Raw genomic sequence first — 20,064 nt, forward strand, 5'->3', positions numbered from 1 at the left:
TTCTAATTTGCATCTAGCAATCTTCTGTGGTAATTAATTTGCCCCAGGTGATAGGCGAGATGGGTAGCAAGGTGTGTAAGAAAATATCCGGTAGAAGTTTTTCCTTCAAGCACCAGTAGGGGATATTCGGCCTCCAGCTCTTCTATTGTTATTTTATCGAGTGTTCGGTTTACAATGTCGATGGTTTCATCTATTTTAATAAGCAGTTCTTTGCTGGGCACATCTTTTAATGAAAACTCGAGGTCACGGTTTCTGATGTACCCCCTGTTTCCAAGTGTAGCACCAATGTAAGTATTTAAATTGCCGATTAGGTGCAGACAGAGGTTACCAGCCGAATTGGCTATGCCTTGATCGATGATCCATAAATTGGCCTCGTTTTGATATGATTCAATTTCCGTTTTCAGTTTATGCAGATCGCGGTCGAATAGTTTTTTAAGGATTTGGTTTAGCATGGTTACGAAGTTTGGTTTGGAAATCTTATTCAGCTACTTTTATGCTTTTCCAGGTTTCTATGGCCCATTCTATATCCTTCTTATCATCGAAATATATGGCCAGCATTAAATATTGCTGATCTACTATCGAATCAGCATAAATTACCTGATAGGCTTTTAAATTATCGCGTTCGTTAATCATATAGCCCACTTTTAAAATCTGATCATCTGAAAAGTCGAATGTATCTAATGTTTTGGCTACCGATTGATCGCGATCTTTTATAAACTGTATGCGTTCCTGGTATATTTCGGCCCTGGTTTTATCTTGTTCGTTGCAGATAAACAGTCTGACTGATTTATCACCTGTGGTGTACAATACATCTCCATCTGTTTCTGCTATCCGCTCAAAGAGATTGTTAATATCTATAGTCCACTTGTCGCTTAGCTGGTGGGTTACGATGTAATCATCTTCCAGTTCAAAATCTGTAATTTTTTTCCAGCTGGCATGTTCATCCGCTCTCTCATAAGCCGAACCCACTCCTTTGAGCAGGATCTTTTCTATTGAGGAATCAATTTTAAGAATGGTAGACGGATTGTAGATTTTAATGTTTTGCGGATCGTCTACATATCCTTCAGATTCGTGGCCGCTAAAAATTCTCCAGCCACTGTCTTCAGCGCATATTCCTTTTTCGCGGTACATAAAACGCGGTTTCATATTTTCTTCTGCAATCATTTTCGAAACCATCAATCCTCCAATGCGGGGAAAATGATCGAAATTCTCTTCTCTTTGCTTTTTTTTCTTTTTAGATAGATGCATTTGTTTTAACTGTAAGATGTTGGAAAAAGCCGGATAACTGGCAATTAAATGTGCGCTTATGCTGGAATTACATTTACCACCACTCTTTCGGGGGCAACCAGTGAAAGCTGTTTTACACATTTCCATTTCGAGCCCGCTAATCCTTCCATGGTGTCTACTTCTTCAATAATGTCGCCATATTCGTAAACGTGATAGGCGTAACTCCACAGTAAATTGGCCATTTCATTTTCATTAAATGCTGTAAACCTAATCTGGAAATCGGGAAGGCCTAGCGCATGCATGCCGATGGTGTCCATCAGTAATTCGCGGTTTTGAGGATCGTTACTTACATTGAAAAGCCTAACGTTGCAGAAGGCATACAGTGCCTGTAATTTATCGGTTTCCCAAAGGTTGGTAATGGCGATGGGGTTTAATATTTTGTCGCCATGAAAGGTATATACTGCATTAGGTTCTGTAACCCTGATTACGGTCGTCAGGAAATCCATAAACAGGTTTACACGTGCTTTATAGGGCAAGCTTCGCGACATTAAATCGGTAATCAGTATTTCGTATTGACAGCTTTGCGCTATCTCATTGGCTTCCTGCCAGTGCCAGTTTTGGGTAAATGCGGTATCGGGAAGGCCAACTCCAGCCTCATTCCTGTCGGGGATCAGGATGTTGAGCTGTGCAGGGAGGGTAGCGTCGGTCAGCTGAACAGGATAATCGGGAAAGGAAAAAATAAGGCTGCTTGTAGAAAATGAATGATCTATATTGGTGATCTGTTTTTTGAGTTCCGCTAAAATCTGATCGGCATTGAGGTTGGGTTTGCCAGAAAATAAAAGCTTGGTCATCAGCATTTCGGGGAAATTCTGAGGTTGATTATCTTCAGCGATCGGTTCAATATCTGCTGTTATTGTGTTTTTCTTTTTAAATGGGTTGAATAAATTCATGCCTAAATGTAGCATGTTTTGGATATAGTGGGAGATTCTTTTTCATTTTTACGAATGATTTTAAGTTACGATTTGTTATAGCCTATCTTATCAAAAATGGCATTTAATATTTTACACAGTTGGCTCGTTAAAAGGATAGTATATGCAAGTCATAAAAAAAAAGTCCCGAATTGCTCCGGGACGTTTCTTAAATAAGGTTTTATCAGGTTTTAAACTTTTCTCACTTTTCCTGAGCCGATTACAGTTTTATCAACTGTTGGATTGCCAGAATAGTTTACACTGCCTGAACCGCTGATTACGGCCCTGATACTTTCGTCAACAGCGATGTTAACAGTACCTGAACCACTGATGGTGGTAGATAGCGTTTTTACAGCAAAAGATTTACCGGCAAAAGCGCCTGAGCTGCTGATTACCACTTTGGCATGATCGGCACCGCCAGTAATGTTGATAGAACCCGATCCGCTAATAACACCGCTATAATTATCTACATCAGCCGTGGCTTTGATACTTCCAGAGCCACTAATTGTAGTGGTTAAGCTACCTGTACTGATTTTTCCGCTAACAGTTATACCGCCATCGCCGCTAACGGTTAAGCTGGCCAGTTCTTTTGCGGTTACATAAGCTGTAATTTTTTTACCGTCATATTTATTAGACCAGCTTCTGATGCTGGTTTGTGGGCGGATTACCAAAACGCCGCTTTTTACTTCGGTAACGATGGTAGCAAGGGCGTCGGCATCGCCTTCTAAACGACAGCTTTCGGTGTTACCCAGGGTTACAATTACGTTAATTGGCCCTGCCGAGGCTATACCATTGAAGTTTTTAACGTCGCGGTCGTCTTTTAGGGATTTAACAGCATTGATGTGCGGACGTGCTGTTGCAGTTATGCTAATACCAGAAGTTAGTGTAAATGAAGCTAGTAATAGGGCAAATAATTTTTTCATGGTTATAGATTTTATAGGTCTTTTATAATGATGAATAATCGGTTTTGAATATAAGACGGCAGTTCGGACAAAAAGTTGCACCCGGTGAAAAATTTCGTGCTAATTTGGTGTCAGATTTATGGTCAGATGGGAACCTCTGACCTCAACTAAAATTATTATCCCTTTTTAATTCCCACATAAAACAGCAGGTGGTTTTTCAAATTGTTGGTCGGTTTAAGTAACCTGAGAGAAGTCAAGTTTTTAAAACTTGACTTCTCTGTAAACGCGCTAACCCTGCTTAATGTTAATATAAAACAGCAGGTCGTGTTTGAAGTTTTCCACAGTTACGCCTGCATCCACCGCAATGGTTTTCCAATCGTTGGTGGGTTTAATTAATGTGTAAGTACCGGCCTTCAAAGTAACACGTACCGGCATATCGAAACCCTTAACATCGGTTACCCAGCGGTAAGAAAGCTTATTGTTGTTGATTTTATATTCAAGCACCGGAATTTTGGTGTAACGCAAATACTGGTCGAATATCTTATCTAATTTTAAACCGCTTTGCCTGGCTATGTATTGCTCAATTTGAGCTGTAGTAACTGTTTGGTGATAAAAGGTTTTGCCTAAACCACGTAAAATCTGCCTGAATTTCTCATCGTTATTAATTAACTGGCGAATGGTGCTAATGAGGTTCGCTCCTTTAGGGTACATATCGCCAGAGCCTTCTTTATTTACACCGTAAGGACCGATCACCGGAACGTCGTTACGGATGCTTTTTTGGAGCCCGATTACATATTCATCTGCAGCAGCTTTATTCTCGGTACACTCGGTAAATAATACTTCAGAGTAATTGGTAAAACCTTCGTGAATCCACATATCGGCAATATCTTTTGAAGTGATATTATTGCCAAACCACTCATGACCACTTTCGTGGATGGTGATGAAATCCCATTTTAAACCATGCCCAGTGCCACTTAGATCGCGGCCCAGATAGCCTTGCTTAAATTGGTTACCGTAGGCCACAGCACTTTGGTGCTCCATACCCAGGTGTGGTGCCTGTACCAGTTTATAACCATCTTTATACCAAGGGTAAGGGCCAAACCAATATTCAAAACATTTTAGCATGGGGTTTACATCAGCATCCCAATGTGGGCGTGCTTTGGCACTATCGGTTTGTAAAGCCCAGTAATCGATGGTTAGTTTTCCATTTTCACCATTGTAGCTATCTTCCCAGTGAGCGTATTTGCCAATGTAAAAGCTTACATCGTAATTGTTGATTGGATTGCCCACAATCCAGTTGTATTGCCTGTAACCATCTGGTTTATCAACCGTGTTTCTTAGTCTGCCATTTGATATTTCTTGTAAGGTATTGGGTACGCTGATACTGATAAGCATACTGTCTACCTCATCGCTCTGGTGATCTTTATTTGGCCACCAGCAGCTGGCGCCCAAGCCCTGGCAAGCTACCGAAACAAACGGATTGCCTGCGCTGTCTTTCTTGAAAATGAAACCGCCATCCCAGGGTGGTGTTTTCGCGACAACCGGGTTGCCTGAATAATAAACAGTGAATTTATCTTTGCTTCCTTTTTTTACGGCCTTAGGGAAGGCTACAAAAACAGCATTGTATTCTCTTTTAAAAGCTAGTTCAGCACCTTTGTAAACTACCTTTTCTACTTTAAGGTTATCGAAAAGATCGAACTGTAGTTTGGTGAAATCTTGTGTAGCGGTGAAGGCAAATTCGTTACTGCCGCTAACCGATTTTTGATCGATATCTATTTTCACATCTAAGTGATAGTAGTTGATATCGTAACAAGTACGTAGCGGCGTAAGGGTTCCGCGCAGGCTATCGGCACGCGAATTTACCTGGTTTTTGCCCAGCATTTGCGCTTGCAGGCCTGAAATACTGAATGCGAGCGCTAAAATGGTGAATAGTTTTTTCATTTGTTTTTTATTAATCGTTTAAAACGATTGGTTATTACGCACACGTTAGAAACGCGCGCGGGCATATTGGCTTGTTATTTAATTACATCAACTTCGACAAAGCTATCGTTAAAAACAGTTTGTGTAGCTTTAATATAGTCGGCTTCGGTGGCTTTATAAGGATTGTCTACAAATTTTTGAGGATTGCGGGCAAACAACGGAAACGCAGTGCTCTGTACCTGAATCATGATGCGGTGTCCTTTTTTAAAGGTGTGCAATACATCCTGTAACTGGAAATTCACCTCGGTTTTTTGGTTAGCCACCAATGCCTCGGGTTTTTCGAAACTGTTACGGAAACGTGCCGGCATTACTTCTGAACGTACCATTTGCCAGTAATTACTCAAAATGATGTTTTTGTTAGGCATGTAGGTGTTGTTAGGTTCATCGGCCGGGTACACATCAATTAACTTCACAATAAAATCAGCATCGGTACCTGTTGTGGCAATTTTAAGGTGCGACATAATTTCGCCACCTAAAGTAATATCGTTATCCAAAACATCAGTTTGATAAACCAAAACATCGGGACGGCGGCCAGCGAAACGCTGATCTTCGCTCATGTAATTGTGTGGGGTAAAACCTAGTGTGGTGGTTAAATCTTCAGTGTATGGAACAGGCTTTAACGGATCGCTGATGTAATTAACTGAGCCTGTTGTGGCCGGAGCCGTCATACTCAGTTTACCATCGGCACCTAAATACAGTTTTTGTTTGCTTGCTTTTTCGGTAGGCCATTTGCTAAAGGTTTCCCATTCTTTTTTGCCGGTATCGAACATGTACGCTTCTGGTAAACCAGAGTTTTTATCGCCATTTCCTTTTAAAAAGTGGTTGAAGAATTTAGCTTCGATGTTTTTTTGATAGAAAGTGGCAATGCTATCGCCAAAATACACATTGCTGTGCATGGTATGGCCGGTTTCGCGACTCCATCTTCCGTGGCCAAAAGGTCCCATTACGATGGTGTTGTAAGCATTCGGATTTTTCTTCTCGATGGTTTTGTATATGTTTAACGGACCTGATAAATCTTCGGCATCGTACCAGCCGCCTACCACCATTACTGCCGGTTTAATAGTGCTATAGTGCTTTAGCAGACCACGTTTTTGCCAGAAATCATCGTAGTTGGGGTGGTTTACCGTTTCCTGCCAGAAAAAATTGTTTTTATAATATTTGTCAGCATTGGTTAAAGGCCCCAGATCTAATGCAAATTGATAACCGTCTTTGGTTTTAGGATTAATCATCTGGTTGTTGTACCAGGCTCTAGAAGTAGTATCGGTTTTCTGTACGCCAAACACAGGGAAGGTAAAAAAGTAACTCTGTAAAAATGAGCCATTGTGGTGGAAATCATCAAAAAAGAAATCCGAAATGGGTGCTTGTGGCGAAGAAGCCTTTAAAGCAGGGTGGTTACTTAAAATACCTGCTGCGGTATAAAAACCGGGGTAAGAAATTCCCCATTGTCCAACCTTACCGTTATTATTGGCTACATTTTTAACCAGCCAATCGATGGTGTCGTAGGTATCAGATCCTTCATCAACATCTTTTTTGGTTTTTTTATTGTCGATTACAGGTGTCATATTGGTCCAGGTTCCTTCGCTTTTCCAACGGCCGCGAACATCCTGATAAACCACAATGTAGCCTTCTTTCATCATCAGCTCTGATGGCCCTAAACGGGCAGGGAATTTATCTTCGCCATAAGGGGCCACGCTGTAGCAGGTACGCTGCATCACCATCGGATATTTTTTATCCTTAGCCGCATCTTTAGGCGTGTAAATGGCAGTGAAAAGTTTTGTCCCATCGCGCATGGGGATGTAAACTTCTTTTTTGGTGTAGTTGGCCTTTGGGTAATTGGTATCTCCCTGTGCAAAGGCAGATGATGCCGAAAGCAGGATGATAAAGAGTTTAAAGTATTTCATTTTTTAAGAATAAGTAAGTTGGTCTGCATTTGGTTGATGGATAAAAGAACCAATGCGGTAGCAATGTTTATTTATTGAGATTAAAGTTAGTATTTAAATTTCTTTATTTGAATTCGATCCTTCGACAAGCCTAGGATGATAGTTTGCCCTTCCGGTTCGTGCGTACACGAACCGGGGAGCGGAATTATTTCAACACCGAAACTGTAATAAACGAACTGTTAAAGGTATCGTGGTAAATTTTATGGGTTGCTTTTTGGAAATCGCCGGGCTCTGCCTGATAAATATCCATAAACTTTTGTGGGTTGCGATCAGCCAATGGGAACCATGAGTTTTGAATCTGGATCATGATTTTGTGCCCTTTTTTAAAGGTATGTGCTACATCAGGCAATGGATAATTTACTTCGGTAATAGCACCAGGTACAAAAGGCTCGGGTTTTTCAAAGCTGTTGCGGTATTTGCCACGCATAATTTCGCCGCGTACAAGCATTTCGTAACCGCCCATAATCAGGTTTTTAGGGTTAGGCACCGGGTTTGGTGCATCTTCCGGGTAAACATCAATCAGTTTAACCACATAATCGGCATCTGTTCCGGTTGTAGAAACTACCAGGTTAGCCAATACAGGACCGGTTAAAGTAATATCTTCTGTCAAAACATCGGTTTGGTAAGTTTTTACGTCGGGCCGGCGGGCTGCAAAGCGCTGGTCATCGATCATGTACTCGCGGGTACGTTTGGCCTGAACGCCATCCTGATAAGGTACCGGATTATTCGGATCGCTTACATATTCATCCCAGCTATCGGTACGGCCCACTTTTTCGAAAGCCAGTTTTCCGTTAGGGTGTAAATACAGGTTTTTCGTTTCTACATCCTGTGGTGGCCAGTTACTGAATTTTTTCCATTCGTTGCTTCCGGTTACAAAAATATTGGCTTCGGCAGGGTTAAAATCACCTTCGCCTTTTAAATAATGTTTAAAGAAAGGTAATTCGTATTGTTGCTGATAATCGATACTGGTGGTTTTGCCAAAATTAATATCGCCGAGGTAAGAGCCATCACTGCGCACCCAACCACCGTGGTACCACGGCCCTGCTACCAGGATATTATTTGCATCGGGGTTTTGTTTCTCGATAGCTTTATAAGTGGCAAATGTACCGTACGCATCTTCGGCATCGAAGAAACCGCCAACCACCATCACAGCAGGTTTAACATTGGTTAAATGCGGGGTAATTAAGCGCGCTTTCCAGAAGGTATCGAGATTGGGGTGTTTAAATAAATCGTTCCAGAATTTAATGCTGTCGGCAAAATAACGGTCTTTTAAATTTTTAACCGATCCGGCTTCGAGGTAAAAGCGGTAATTATCCTGTATCGGGAACTGAAAACCTTTCGGTCCCTTATCTGGTGTAATCGGTTTTGGACGGGGAACACCAAAGCTGCCCATAAAACTAAAGGCATCCATTAAAAACAAGGTGCCACGGTGGTGAAAATCATCACCTAAAAACCAATCGGTAACGGGTGCCTGTGGCGAAACTGCTTTCAGTGCCGGGTGGGCATTGGGCAGCGAAGTGGTAGAATAAAAACCAGGGTAAGAAATGCCGTAAATACCGGCACTGCCATTATTGCCTTTTACATTTTTAACCAGCCAGTCAATAGTATCGTAGGTATCGGTACTTTCATCAATTGCTGTTTTGGTTTTTTTACCGCTTACTTGTGGACGGATATCGGCAAAAGTGCCTTCACTCATCCAACGGCCACGCACATCCTGGTAAACAAAGATGAAACCTTCGCGCATCATGGCCGGAAAATTACCTAAACTCAATTTGTACTGGTCTGCGCCATAAGGTGCAACGGTATATGGCGTGCGGTTAATTAGAAATGGATATTTTTTGGATTGATTTTTGGGTATATAAATTGACGTGAATAGTTTAACCCCATCCCGCATGGGAATCTGGCGTTCTATTTTGGTGTAATTCTCTCTAACATACGCCGAATCGCTCTGCTGGGCCAGCAATTCATGTGAAATAAACAAACAGATTAGGAGACTGAAAATTCTGGGAAAGTTCATTTAAGTTTAGTTTTTAGGAATAAAATTTAAAGATAGCAGATTCGTGTACGATTCTAAAAAAAACATCCCGTAAAAGGTTTGTTAGTAAAGATGTAAAAGGGAAGATGGAAGTAGATTTTACTATTACAGCGTCTTCGTCATCACGGTATCAAAATTTAGTTAAATATTGTTAAGGGATAATCTTTTAAGAATTTTCATCGTCATATAGATAATCGAATTAAACACAAAATAATGAACAGGTTATTGAATAAAGGATTGGTTGTTTTCGCTGCAGCAGCGATGATTGCAACTTTAAGCGTAGAAAGTGTTTCTGCCCAACGGCCAAGCAGAAGTGGCGGCTCTGGTGGTGGTAGCAGATCGGGGTCAATCGGACCTTCGAGAGGTGGTGGTTCTATTTCCAGACAGCCATCTATGCAAGCACCAAACCGGGGTAGTTTTTCTCCGGGCAGGGTAGGTGTTAGGCCAGAGCGTCCGGGTTATAGTTACAACAGGCCGGGGTATCGTCCGGGGTCTGGCTATCGCCCAGGTTACAGGCCAGGTTATGGTTACCGTCCGGGTTTTGGCAGACCTTATTACAGACCATACTACAGCTATTATAATTTCTACCGTCCATTTTTAGGTTTTAGGATCGGTGTGCTGCCTTATGGTTATTATCCGTTTTGGTTTGGTGCCAATCAGTTTTACTATTCAGGCGGATTGTTCTATCAACAAAATAACAGTCAATACGAAGTGGTAACCCCACCAGTTGGTGCCGAAGTTCCGAACTTACCATCGGATGCGAATCTTGTTACCATTAACGGGGTAGATTATTACGAGTATAAAGGTGTGTACTACACCCAGAAAGAAAATGCTGATGGTAAAACCGTATATGTGGTAGCAGGTAAAGACGGTATTTTGAATACGACTGATGGTCCGGTTGATACGCACCAGATTGGCGATATCATTAACCAATTGCCTGAAGGTTGCCGCGAAGTAACCATTAAAAACGAAAAGTATTTTGTTTCGCCCGATGATGTTTACTACGAAGAAATTGTAGATGGCAATAACATTACTTACCGCGTAATTGGTAAGTTGTTTTAAGCACATCCCCAATAGTGATCAAGAGTTGTCAACTTTTTAGCAAATTGGCTAGTAAAGTTGACAACTCTTTTGTACAAATAGATAGCCGAAACAGATAAACGATCAGAAATGCGCTCAGAAGCGACCCTGAAATAAATTCAGTGTGATGCGTATTACAGACGCTCAAAAATCGATACTTTTACAGCCTAAATACTCCGATTTGAAACCTGTATCTCATCTGCTTATTATTTATGCTTTTTTTGCCCTTGTGTTCTCTTCTTGTTCTGCAACAAGGCAGGCTGCGAAGCAAAAAGAAACCAGCATTTCGTCGGTTAAGTTTTTAGATGAATACGTAATGCCGTTAAACCAAACCTTTCAAAATACCGTAGTTGGAGGTTTATCGGGTATTGATTACGACGCGGCCAGCAATCAATATTATCTCATTAGCGATGATCCTTCGCAGTTAAGCCCGGCGAGGATTTACACTGCGCAAATTGCTATTAAAGCCAATAAAATTGATACTGTGCAGGTAACAGGGGTAACTTTTATGCTGCAGCAAAATGGAAAGGAATACCCGAAATACCGCTCAGATAAAACATTAAAGGCAGATGGTGAGTCAGTTCGTTATAATCCTAAATTAAAAAGTTTTATCTGGAGTAATGAAGGGGAGCGTTTATTGAAAAACGGAGATACCATTATTGTTCAGCCAGCATTAACCTTTATTGCTAAGGATGGCCGGTTTTTAGATACCATACCTTTGCCTGCAGGCTTTCATTTTACAAAAGGAGAAAACGGACCACGCAAAAATGCCTTATTTGAAGGCGTAACTTATGCTGATCATTACAAAACCATTTATGCCAGTTTAGAAGAACCACTTTACCAGGATGGACCGCAGGCCGCTTTCGAATTTGATAAAGCGCTTACCCGAATCTTAAAGTTTGATGCCATAACAAAGAAAAATACAGCACAGTATGCCTATAATCTGGGGCGATGCCGGTAAAACCAACTGTAGAAAACGACTGGAATGTAAATGGCATATCTGAAATTTTAGCGGTAAACGATCATAGCTTACTGGTAATGGAACGTGCCTGGGCTAAAGGACACGACGACCATACTTTTATTAAACTGTACCTGGTTGATTTGAACGGGGCAGAAAATGAAATCGATAATACTGGTTTTATTCAAAATCCACCTAAACCCTTAAAAAAGAAATTGCTTTTTGATTTCGATTCCCTTAACAAGCATATCGATAATTTTGAAGGGATCACTTTTGGCCCAAAATTACCAAACGGTCACCAGTCGCTGATTTTTTGCGTCGATAATAATTTCAGTAAATCGCAAACCCAACAGTTTTTCCTGTTCGAGGTTATTCCTTAGTTACAATTTATAATGAGTAAAATAAAAGCGCTGCTCTTCGATTTAGACGGTACGTTGATTGATTCGGAGAAATTTCATTTCGATTGCTGGAATACATTTTTATGCCCCTACAATGTTCAAATTGATTTTAAGGACTGGTTAAGCAATTATGCGGGAATCCCGCTGCCAAAAAATGCAAAAACCATAATAGGCCGCTACAAAATTGATGAAGATTTAGATGGCTTTATTAACCGAAGGGAGAAAGTAACGTTTGAGGGGTTTAGGACAACCGATATCCGGTTAATGCCGCATGCCCTGGAGTTTGTACAGTTTGCTTACGAAAAAGGGCTTACGCTTGCAGTAGTTACAGCAAGTCCGAAACTGGATGTCGAAGCTGTTTTTGAACGCAATGGTCTGGCAAAATATTTCCGTTTGTTTATTACACGGAGCGATGTAAGTAAATCAAAACCTGATCCTGAAAGTTATAACCTATGTGTGGAGCGCCTGGGTTTGCAAAAAGACGAATGCCTGGTTTTTGAAGATACCATCAACGGGGTGAAATCGGCTATGGCTGCAGGTATCACCTGTTTTGCTGTTCAGGCCAATGTACGGGCACATCAGAAATTAAGGGTGGCCGATCAATTGTTTCTGAATATGGCTTATGCCCAAAAATATATCATTGAAAATGAGCTTGTCGCTATCCATTAGCCTTAGCCGGCTCATTTAACTGTCAAATCTCTTAGCAGTGTGGTAAACTAAGGGGATATTGGTTATTGCAATACGGCTACGTTTGCAGCTTTTAACCTTTTTTCCCTACATTTGGCTAATCAAAATTCTCAAGAAATTATGCAATACGATGTCGTTGTTATCGGTTCAGGACCGGGCGGTTATGTAGGCGCAATCCGTTGTGCTCAGTTAGGTTTAAAAACTGCAGTGGTAGAAAAATATAAAACTTTTGGCGGTACCTGCTTAAACGTAGGTTGTATCCCATCAAAGGCTTTATTAGATTCTTCAGAGCATTACCACAATGCTGCCCATACTTTCACTACCCATGGTATCAACTTAAAAGATTTAAAAGTTGATATGAAACAAATGATCGCCCGTAAAGACGATGTTGTTGCTCAAAATACAGCCGGTATTACCTATTTATTCAAGAAAAACAAAATCGATTCTTTCGAAGGTGTAGGTTCTTTTGTAGATAAAAATACCATTCTGGTAACCAAAGCTGATGGTACTACCGAAACTTTATCGGCAAAAAACGTAATTATTGCAACGGGTTCTAAACCTACTGCTTTGCCGTTTTTACCAATCGATAAAAAACGCATCATTACCTCAACCGAGGCTTTAAACATTAAAGAAGTGCCAAAAACAATGGTTGTAATTGGTGGTGGTGTTATCGGTTTAGAGTTAGGTTCTGTGTACGCACGTTTAGGTACCAAAGTTTCTGTAGTTGAGTTCTTACCTTCAATTATTGGCACTATGGATGCTGGTTTAGGTAAAGAACTTCAACGTGTGTTAAAGAAAACTTTAGGTATGGAGTTTTACATGGGGCACAAAGTTACAGGTGCTACCACCAAAGGTAAAACCGTTACAGTTACAGCCGATACGCCAAAAGGCGAATCTATTTCTTTAGAAGCCGATTACTGCATTGTTGCTGTGGGGCGTACTGCTTATACCGAAGGTTTAGGCTTAGATAAAATCGGTATCACGGTTGAGGAAAGAGGTAAAAAAATTCCGGTAAACGAACACTTAGAAACTTCGGTTAAAGGTGTTTATGCTATTGGTGATGTAATTACAGGCGCAATGTTGGCGCACAAAGCCGAAGATGAAGGTACTTATGTTGCTGAATCTATCGCCGGACAAAAACCACATATCAATTATAACTTAATCCCTGGTGTGGTGTACACCTGGCCGGAAGTTGCTTCTGTTGGTTTAACCGAAGAGCAATTGAAAGAAAAAGGAACAAAATATAAAGCAGGTTCATTCCCGTTCAAAGCGAGTGGCCGTGCTAAAGCAAGTATGGATACCGATGGTTTCATTAAAGTATTGGCTGATGCCGCTACTGATGAAGTTTTAGGTGTACACATGATTGGTCCGCGTGCAGCTGATATGATTGCCGAGGCTGTTATAGCAATGGAATTCCGTGCATCAGCAGAAGATATTGCACGTACCTGCCATGCGCATCCAACTTATACCGAAGCGTTAAAAGAAGCAGCTTTAGCCGCAACTGATAACAGAGCAATACATATTTAATCAACCAGTTATGCTGAACTTCTTTCGGTAGCTGTTTGATAAGTTATACTTATAAAATCCCGGTATTTATATCGGGATTTTTTGTTTAAATTTTTATCCGTCCTCTCAAGCGGAGTGCAACGTAGTCGAGAGATCTATCTCGAGTTAGATCTCTCCCTGCCCGAAGCAGGCGGGCGCTCCACTACGTTCCGGTCGAGATGACGACGCTTTGTAATGAAGTTGGTGAATGATAATGGTGTGTATTGCAGCCAGGATGATTGGAGGTTGCCTTTTTGGCCTTTCTGCTTTCCACTTTCGGCTTTTTGCTTTCTTTGGGTATGCCCCAAGCTGCGCAAAGGTCGGGCTATCCGTTTCAATTTTTTGTTTTGCTTTCGACTGCGCTCCAGCTAACAACAAAAGGATTTACACTGTTATCCCTCATGCAAAAAAAAACAGAATGGATAGGAAATTGTCTCCCCTCTGCTTTCTGCTTTGGTCTTTCTGCTTTAGTCTTTCTTTATATTTTCTTAATAAAATGATAACGTACATTGCTTGAAAAACAGCGTTATACGAATTTATTTTTGCGGTTCAGATAATAAACAAACGATGAACTGTAAAAAACTATTTGGTGCAATCCTGATTGCATCACTGGCATTTGCTGCCTGTAAGAAAAACCCAACCGATGAACCGATTATAGATCCGCCAACCGAAGCGGTAGTTCCCGAAAAAATAGACAGTTTTAAGGAAATTGCTTCAATTGATTTGGGCGGCGAATTTGCCTCAGAAATTTCTGCTTACGATCCCTTAACCAAACAATTATTTGTAGTGAGTAACGATGGGGAACCAAGGTTGATGTAGTGGATATGAGTAAATACCCAACGGTTACCAAATTAAAAACATTAATTTATCCAAACAACGCAGGCATTAACAGTGTGGCGGTGAGCAACGGTTTACTGGCAATCGCTTTAGATGGTGCCGATAAGCAGGGAAATGGCGATGTTTTAGTGTTAAAGACCTCCGATTTATCAGAAGTTAAAAAAATTACCGTGGGTGCTATGCCCGATATGGTTACTTTTAGCCCGGATGGTAATTACATTTTATCGGCTAACGAAGGTGAACCGAACCTGGCTTATACCGTTGATCCTAAAGGAACCATTTCAATCATTAATATCAAAGATAATTATTCAGTAAAAACAGTAGATTTCTCGGCTTTCGAATCGCAGAAAGCAACTTTATTGGCAGGGGGTTTCAGGATTTATGGTTACAACGCCAGTTTTACCCAGGATATTGAACCTGAATATATTGCCGTTAGCACTGATTCTAAAAAGGCATACGTTACCTTACAAGAAAACAACGGTGTTGCCGAAGTTGATATTGTTGCAGGAACCATTACCAAAATTACGCCTTTGGGTACCAGAGATATCAGTTTAGCTGAAAATGCCTTTGATGTAAGCGATAAAGACAGTAAAAAAGTATTAGGTACATGGCCTATCAAGGCTTACTATTTGCCAGATGCAATTTCATATTTCAGCACTGGGGGTACTGCTTATCTGGCTTTAGCAAATGAGGGAGATACCAGACAGGATTATACTCCAAAAGATTCAAAAGAAGAGGTACGCGTAAAAGATCTTATTTTAGACCCGGTTAAGTTTCCAAACGCTGCAACCTTGCAGTTAGATGCCAATCTGGGCAGGCTTACCGTAACCAATACTGCCGGTTATACAGTGGTTGGTACCAATAAAGTATATCAGGAATTGTTTTCAACTGGCGGAAGATGTGTGAGCATCCTGAATGCAAATACCGGAGCTTTGGTCGCCAATATTGGAAAAGACCTTGAGCAACAGGTGATTGATGCCGGTAAATATGATGATGACCGCTCGGATAATAAAGGGGTAGAGGTAGAGAGTGTAACCGTTGCCCAGGTAAATGGAAAAACTTTAGCTTTTATTGGTATGGAGCGCGCAGATGCGATTGCCATTTATGATGTTACTACTCCTGCTGCGCCGAAATTTGTTCAGCTATTCTCTACTGGCGATGCACCTGAAGGTTTGTTGTTTGTTAAACCAAAAGATAGCCCGAATGGCAGAAGTTTATTAATTGTTTCGAACGAAGCAGATGGAACAGTAAGGTTTTATCAGCCTGATAAAATATAGTCGACTCTCTTATTAATTATTATGTTTTAGGCCCCGGTATGCTATCGGGGCTTTTTTGTTTTATTGCTGTTCCGCTCCTAGACCGTCATTGCCACGAAGGCGGAAATCCTAATACATTGGTATTTGTGCTGTAAGCATGGTTTGTTCCGTACAACACAGTAATGATCTGGTTGTAATAATAACCACGCACTGGTCTTTAAGCTTCCAACTTTTAACCCTATATTGCAGCACAAAATAAAACTTTAGGGGTGCCTTCAAATTAGTTGGCTGAGAATATACCCATTGACATTAAATTACCAAATCAAAATATTCAATTTTCAAAAGTTTGAACATTGGAATTTGATTATTGGAATTTTAAAGTCATGAACCTGATCCGGATAATGCCGGCGTAGGAAATTAGTTTGTCTGCTGCGTAAATTGCATTTCTGCATTTTGAAGACTCCTGAAGTGCTATAAACAAAGATGAAGTCTTAGAACCATGAATTATATTAATGTTTTAACCATAGCCGGCTCCGATAGTGGTGGTGGCGCGGGTATTCAGGCCGATTTAAAGACCTTTTCGGCGCTGGGCTGTTTCGGTACTTCGGTAATTACAGCGGTAACAGCACAAAATACGATGGGCGTAAGGTCTGTTCATGGTATTCCACCCGAACTGATTAAAGACCAGCTGCAAGCCGTGCTTGAAGATATACAGCCTGTTGCCATTAAAATCGGGATGATTAACCGGGTAGAAGTGGTCGATGTAATCGAAGCTGAACTTAAAGCTTATGGCAACAAAGTTCCTGTTATTTTAGATCCGGTGATGGTGGCTACCAGTGGTCATAAGCTTATTGAGCCCGATACTGTTACGCAGTTAATCGATAAATTATTTCCGCTCGTAAGCCTGGTTACCCCGAATATAGATGAAGCCATTATCCTTGCCGAAAAACCCATTTTTAACCTCGATGATATGGTTGCCGCAGGGCGAAAAATTATCGGAAAAGGAGCAAAGGCGGTATTGGTTAAAGGCGGTCATTTATCTGGTCCGGTTATTTACGATGTGTATATCGCCGGCAATGAGGAACCTGTGATTTTGGAAAGTGCTTTTATTGCTTCTAAAAATCTGCATGGAACAGGTTGTACCTTGTCTTCGGCTATTGCTGCTGAAATGGGTAAAGGCAACAATCTGCTTGCCGCGGTTAAAAACGCGAAACAATATATTGCCGCTGCATTACAGGCAGGTAGCGAGATTACTACAGGTGCCGGAAACGGCCCTCTGAATCATTTTTTTAACCCTTCAAAATTAATTGTACAATGAAATGGAGTGAGCAGGCCTGGGAGTTAGTGAAGCCCATCTATGATAAGATTTTAGCCATGCCTTTTAATCAGGAGTTAAGTGAGGGCACTTTACCTAAGGAAAAGTTTATTTTTTATCTGGCGCAGGATGCCTATTATCTATTGGAATTTGGCCGGACATTAAGCACCATTAGTGGTCGCGTTGATGATGCAGAACTGGTTATGGCCTATGCCGGATTTTCTACCGGAGCTATTTTTGCTGAGCGTAGTTTGCACGAAAGTTATTTTGTAGAATTTGGTCTGGAAAGCAAAGTAACACCATCGCCGGCAACACTTTTGTACACCAATTATCTTTTAAACCAAGCCGCTTATGCCAGTGTAGAAGTAGCTGCTGCGGCAGTTTTACCTTGCTTCTGGATTTATAAGGCAGTTGGCGATCATATCTTTGCGCAGCAAAAGGGAAACCAAAATGTTTATAAAAGGTGGATTGATATGTATTCAGGAATTGAATTTGCCCAGGCCGTAACACAGGCCATCAATATAACCGACGATTTGGCCAGGCATGCAAGCCCTGCTACACGACAAAAAATGTTTGATGCTTTTGAAATGGCCACACGGCTTGAATGGATGTTTTGGGATAGTGCCTACCAACTTGAACAGTGGAAGATTTAACCAGGTTATAGCGTTTTTTGCAAATATTTTGATATAAACTTAAAAAAATGTCGGTATTTCCAATAGATTTAAGGAACTTTGTAGCTTAATCTTATTACTCATACATCAATTTTGGAAGAAAACCCGCAAGATCAGGCCCTATTAAGTACACCAGAAAGTAAACCTGTATTAGCGCATAGTTCTCCAAAACAAGTACGTTTTGCCATCTCAGCCTTTTACTTTATGCAAGGGGTTTGCTTTGCAAGCTGGGCTAGCCGGATTCCGACATTTAAAGCCTTAATGAACTTAAATGATGCAGAATTAGGTTCCATTCTCTTTGCATTGCCCGCTGGTCAGATCATGACGATGTTTTTTTCGGCAAAACTAACCACGCATTTTGGTAGCAAGAAAATGCTTCAGGCCACAGCACCCATGTATGCCATCGCGTTAACCTTTTTGGCGTTGGCGACTACAGGCTGGCAACTGGCTGCTTTTTTGGTGCTGTTTGGCATTACAGGTAATCTTTGCAACATTGCCTTAAATACGCAGGGCGTTGCCGGCGAAAATTATTACGGCAAGCCGATTATGAGTTCTTTCCACGGTGCTTGGAGTATTGGGAATTTAACCGGGGCATTAATTGCACTGGGCCTGGTTAACTTAAAATTAGGAATGTATACGCATTTCTGGATTATCGCCGCCATATCCTTAACTAATGTGGCGTTTAACGCTAAAAAATTACTCAACTACAATAAACCTGATACACTGGCCGAAAAAACAAAGTTTTTTACCATGCCGCAGGGGATCCTGGTTTTATTGGGTCTTATCGCTTTTTGTAGTATGGCTACCGAAGGAACCATGTTCGATTGGAGTGCCATTTATTTCGAAGATGTAGTGAAGTTGCCGCATAACCGTGCCATTATTGGCTATGCCTCTTTTATGTTTATGATGGCCAGCGGTAGATTTTTGGGGGTATATCTGATCGGTAAATTTGGTCGGAAAAACCTTTTGCAAATCAGTGGTGCCATTATATCAATAGGTATGGCACTTGCGGTAATATTCCCGAATATTTTTGTGGCCATTATTGGCTTTATGCTAATTGGTTTGGGTGTTTCGAGTATTGTACCCATGGTTTACAGCATTGCAGGTAACAACAAAAAAGTACCTGCGGGTAAGGCCATAACCATGGTTTCGAGCATTGGTTATTTCGCATTCCTGTTTGGTCCACCACTAATTGGATACATTTCGCAACTATCGAGCCTGCGCTATTCTTTCGGAATTATATCTGTTTTTGGGTTGTTAATCACCTTTGTAATTACCAAAATTAAGGAAATAAACTAGTCTGAGGTTAATTGTTTGAAGCGGTTAACTTAAAACATTTCGTTATACGCTTTCATGCTAAAGAGATCCTGAAATAAATTCAGGGTGACGCGCTAGTAAATTTACTCCTTCTTCACCAATCCATGCTCTTTTAACGCTGCAATGGCCAATTCTATCAATCGTAGGTTTTCATCCTGATGACCGTGTTGTACCTCAACATTGATGTAAGGAATGTGGTTCTGCATAGCGTAAACGGAGAGCGAACCATCGTTGGAAACAAACTTGGATTGAAGAATAACATTTACATTCGCTTTTTTTAAGGTCGAGAATAATTTAGGTTCGGTTACGTACAATAGGTCGTCGTTATCCATCTGGAAATTGATATAAACCGAATCGGCCGTACTGGCTAAATCGTATCCGGGCAGGTATGAGGAAATTCCAAAGCCCCCATTTGCATTGTTATGTAGAGTTAAGAAGTAACCCGTTGATTTGGGATCGTAAAAATCTACAATTTGCTTACCTGCATTTAATATCGCTTTCTCTACTTCGTTCGAGCTATAAGCATCTTTCTTCAACCGTGTGTTTACCCCAACTTCAGTATAAATGGCATTTGGGTCAATCCGGTAGCGGTCGTCCATATAGGTGAAATTATAGTCTCTTACGCCACCATACTGGCAGTCTATGAGTTCGCCACCGCTCCAGCGGATATAATCGAAACCAGCCTTTACGCCTGTATCTTCATTGTCGTGAACCACCAAAAAGCGGATCCCATTAGGTTTATAGCTGTATTTTACCAGGGTAATATTGAGGTTTGCTACTTTAACGAATACCGAATCGGATTTCATTGCCGGGAAAACTGGCGGATGCTGGGCTTTTACAATGAGGGCAGTACAGATGAGAAATAGGCTAATGACGGTTTTAAACATAATCACTAATATACAATGTTGATTAACAATTTGTTTGGATACAGTATTGTAGGATTATCTC

The 20,064-nt window shown here is 41.0% G+C and carries 19 protein-coding genes; 10 read left to right on the forward strand and 9 right to left on the reverse strand.

Annotation, left to right across the window (positions count from 1 at the left end; genetic code table 11):
- Positions 1-2: 2 nt before the first annotated feature.
- The 7 genes from G7074_RS12195 to G7074_RS12225 form a co-directional block, all read right to left on the reverse strand.
- On the reverse strand, positions 3-452 hold the full coding sequence (locus G7074_RS12195) for a DUF1572 family protein (RefSeq protein ID WP_124562561.1): 450 nt from the start codon (positions 450-452) through the stop codon (positions 3-5).
- Between the two features lie 25 nt (positions 453-477).
- Positions 478-1,248 carry a DUF2185 domain-containing protein gene (locus tag G7074_RS12200; protein ID WP_158674139.1) on the reverse strand — a complete coding sequence of 257 codons (771 nt, stop codon included), beginning with the start codon at positions 1,246-1,248 and terminating at the stop codon, positions 478-480.
- 56 nt (positions 1,249-1,304) lie between these two features.
- Positions 1,305-2,177 (reverse strand): DUF4261 domain-containing protein, encoded by an 873-nt coding sequence (locus G7074_RS12205; RefSeq protein ID WP_166208591.1) that lies wholly within the window; start codon positions 2,175-2,177, stop codon positions 1,305-1,307.
- Positions 2,178-2,386: 209 nt separating this feature from the next.
- Complete coding sequence (locus tag G7074_RS12210; RefSeq protein WP_166208594.1) at positions 2,387-3,118, reverse strand: head GIN domain-containing protein; 732 nt, start codon at positions 3,116-3,118, stop codon at positions 2,387-2,389.
- A 267-nt stretch (positions 3,119-3,385) separates the two neighbouring features.
- A complete protein-coding gene (locus G7074_RS12215) occupies positions 3,386-5,038 on the reverse strand; it encodes a M1 family metallopeptidase (RefSeq protein ID WP_166208597.1) in 1,653 nt (550 codons plus the stop codon).
- A 74-nt stretch (positions 5,039-5,112) separates the two neighbouring features.
- On the reverse strand, positions 5,113-6,978 hold the full coding sequence (locus tag G7074_RS12220; protein ID WP_166208600.1) for a CocE/NonD family hydrolase: 1,866 nt from the start codon (positions 6,976-6,978) through the stop codon (positions 5,113-5,115).
- Between the two features lie 184 nt (positions 6,979-7,162).
- Positions 7,163-9,034, reverse strand: a complete 1,872-nt coding sequence (locus tag G7074_RS12225) for a CocE/NonD family hydrolase (protein ID WP_166208603.1) — start codon at positions 9,032-9,034, stop codon at positions 7,163-7,165.
- A gap of 231 nt (positions 9,035-9,265) precedes the next feature.
- On the opposite strand from G7074_RS12225, the gene G7074_RS12230 reads away from it, so the two are divergent.
- From G7074_RS12230 to lpdA, 5 genes are all read left to right on the forward strand, one after another.
- Positions 9,266-10,114, forward strand: coding sequence for a DUF6515 family protein (locus G7074_RS12230; protein ID WP_166208606.1), 849 nt, complete (start codon positions 9,266-9,268; stop codon positions 10,112-10,114).
- Positions 10,115-10,259: 145 nt separating this feature from the next.
- On the forward strand, positions 10,260-11,093 hold the full coding sequence (locus G7074_RS27595) for an esterase-like activity of phytase family protein (protein ID WP_166208609.1): 834 nt from the start codon (positions 10,260-10,262) through the stop codon (positions 11,091-11,093).
- On the forward strand, positions 11,084-11,470 hold the full coding sequence (locus tag G7074_RS27600) for an esterase-like activity of phytase family protein (RefSeq protein ID WP_166208612.1): 387 nt from the start codon (positions 11,084-11,086) through the stop codon (positions 11,468-11,470). Before G7074_RS27595 ends, G7074_RS27600 begins: the two co-directional genes overlap by 10 nt.
- A gap of 12 nt (positions 11,471-11,482) precedes the next feature.
- A complete protein-coding gene (locus G7074_RS12245; protein ID WP_124562570.1) occupies positions 11,483-12,157 on the forward strand; it encodes an HAD family phosphatase in 675 nt (224 codons plus the stop codon).
- A gap of 138 nt (positions 12,158-12,295) precedes the next feature.
- Positions 12,296-13,702: a dihydrolipoyl dehydrogenase gene (gene lpdA, locus G7074_RS12250; RefSeq protein ID WP_166208615.1), complete on the forward strand. Its 1,407-nt coding sequence runs from the start codon at positions 12,296-12,298 to the stop codon at positions 13,700-13,702.
- 134 nt (positions 13,703-13,836) lie between these two features.
- Here the strand turns inward: lpdA and G7074_RS12255 are convergent, their stop codons facing one another.
- Positions 13,837-14,058, reverse strand: coding sequence for a hypothetical protein (locus G7074_RS12255; RefSeq protein WP_166208618.1), 222 nt, complete (start codon positions 14,056-14,058; stop codon positions 13,837-13,839).
- A 229-nt stretch (positions 14,059-14,287) separates the two neighbouring features.
- Here G7074_RS12255 and G7074_RS26590 point away from each other — a divergent pair, with 229 nt between their 5' ends.
- The 5 genes from G7074_RS26590 (at position 14,288) to G7074_RS12275 (ending at position 19,098) form a co-directional block, all read left to right on the forward strand.
- The gene (locus tag G7074_RS26590) at positions 14,288-14,539 is read left to right on the forward strand and encodes a hypothetical protein (protein ID WP_205944185.1); all 252 of its coding nucleotides are present in this window, start codon (positions 14,288-14,290) and stop codon (positions 14,537-14,539) included.
- 5 nt (positions 14,540-14,544) lie between these two features.
- Positions 14,545-15,834 carry a choice-of-anchor I family protein gene (locus G7074_RS12260; protein WP_205944186.1) on the forward strand — a complete coding sequence of 430 codons (1,290 nt, stop codon included), beginning with the start codon at positions 14,545-14,547 and terminating at the stop codon, positions 15,832-15,834.
- A gap of 478 nt (positions 15,835-16,312) precedes the next feature.
- The gene (thiD, locus tag G7074_RS12265; RefSeq protein WP_166208620.1) at positions 16,313-17,131 is read left to right on the forward strand and encodes a bifunctional hydroxymethylpyrimidine kinase/phosphomethylpyrimidine kinase; all 819 of its coding nucleotides are present in this window, start codon (positions 16,313-16,315) and stop codon (positions 17,129-17,131) included.
- Positions 17,128-17,781 (forward strand): TenA family protein, encoded by a 654-nt coding sequence (locus G7074_RS12270; protein WP_124562574.1) that lies wholly within the window; start codon positions 17,128-17,130, stop codon positions 17,779-17,781. Before thiD ends, G7074_RS12270 begins: the two co-directional genes overlap by 4 nt.
- Before the next feature lie 111 nt (positions 17,782-17,892).
- Positions 17,893-19,098, forward strand: a complete 1,206-nt coding sequence (locus tag G7074_RS12275) for an MFS transporter (protein ID WP_233603990.1) — start codon at positions 17,893-17,895, stop codon at positions 19,096-19,098.
- A 101-nt stretch (positions 19,099-19,199) separates the two neighbouring features.
- Here the strand turns inward: G7074_RS12275 and G7074_RS12280 are convergent, their stop codons facing one another.
- A complete protein-coding gene (locus G7074_RS12280; protein ID WP_124562575.1) occupies positions 19,200-20,003 on the reverse strand; it encodes a hypothetical protein in 804 nt (267 codons plus the stop codon).
- Between the last annotated feature and the right edge of the window lie 61 nt (positions 20,004-20,064).

The sequence above is a fragment of the Pedobacter sp. HDW13 genome, from assembly GCF_011303555.1.
GTDB lineage: Bacteria > Bacteroidota > Bacteroidia > Sphingobacteriales > Sphingobacteriaceae > Pedobacter.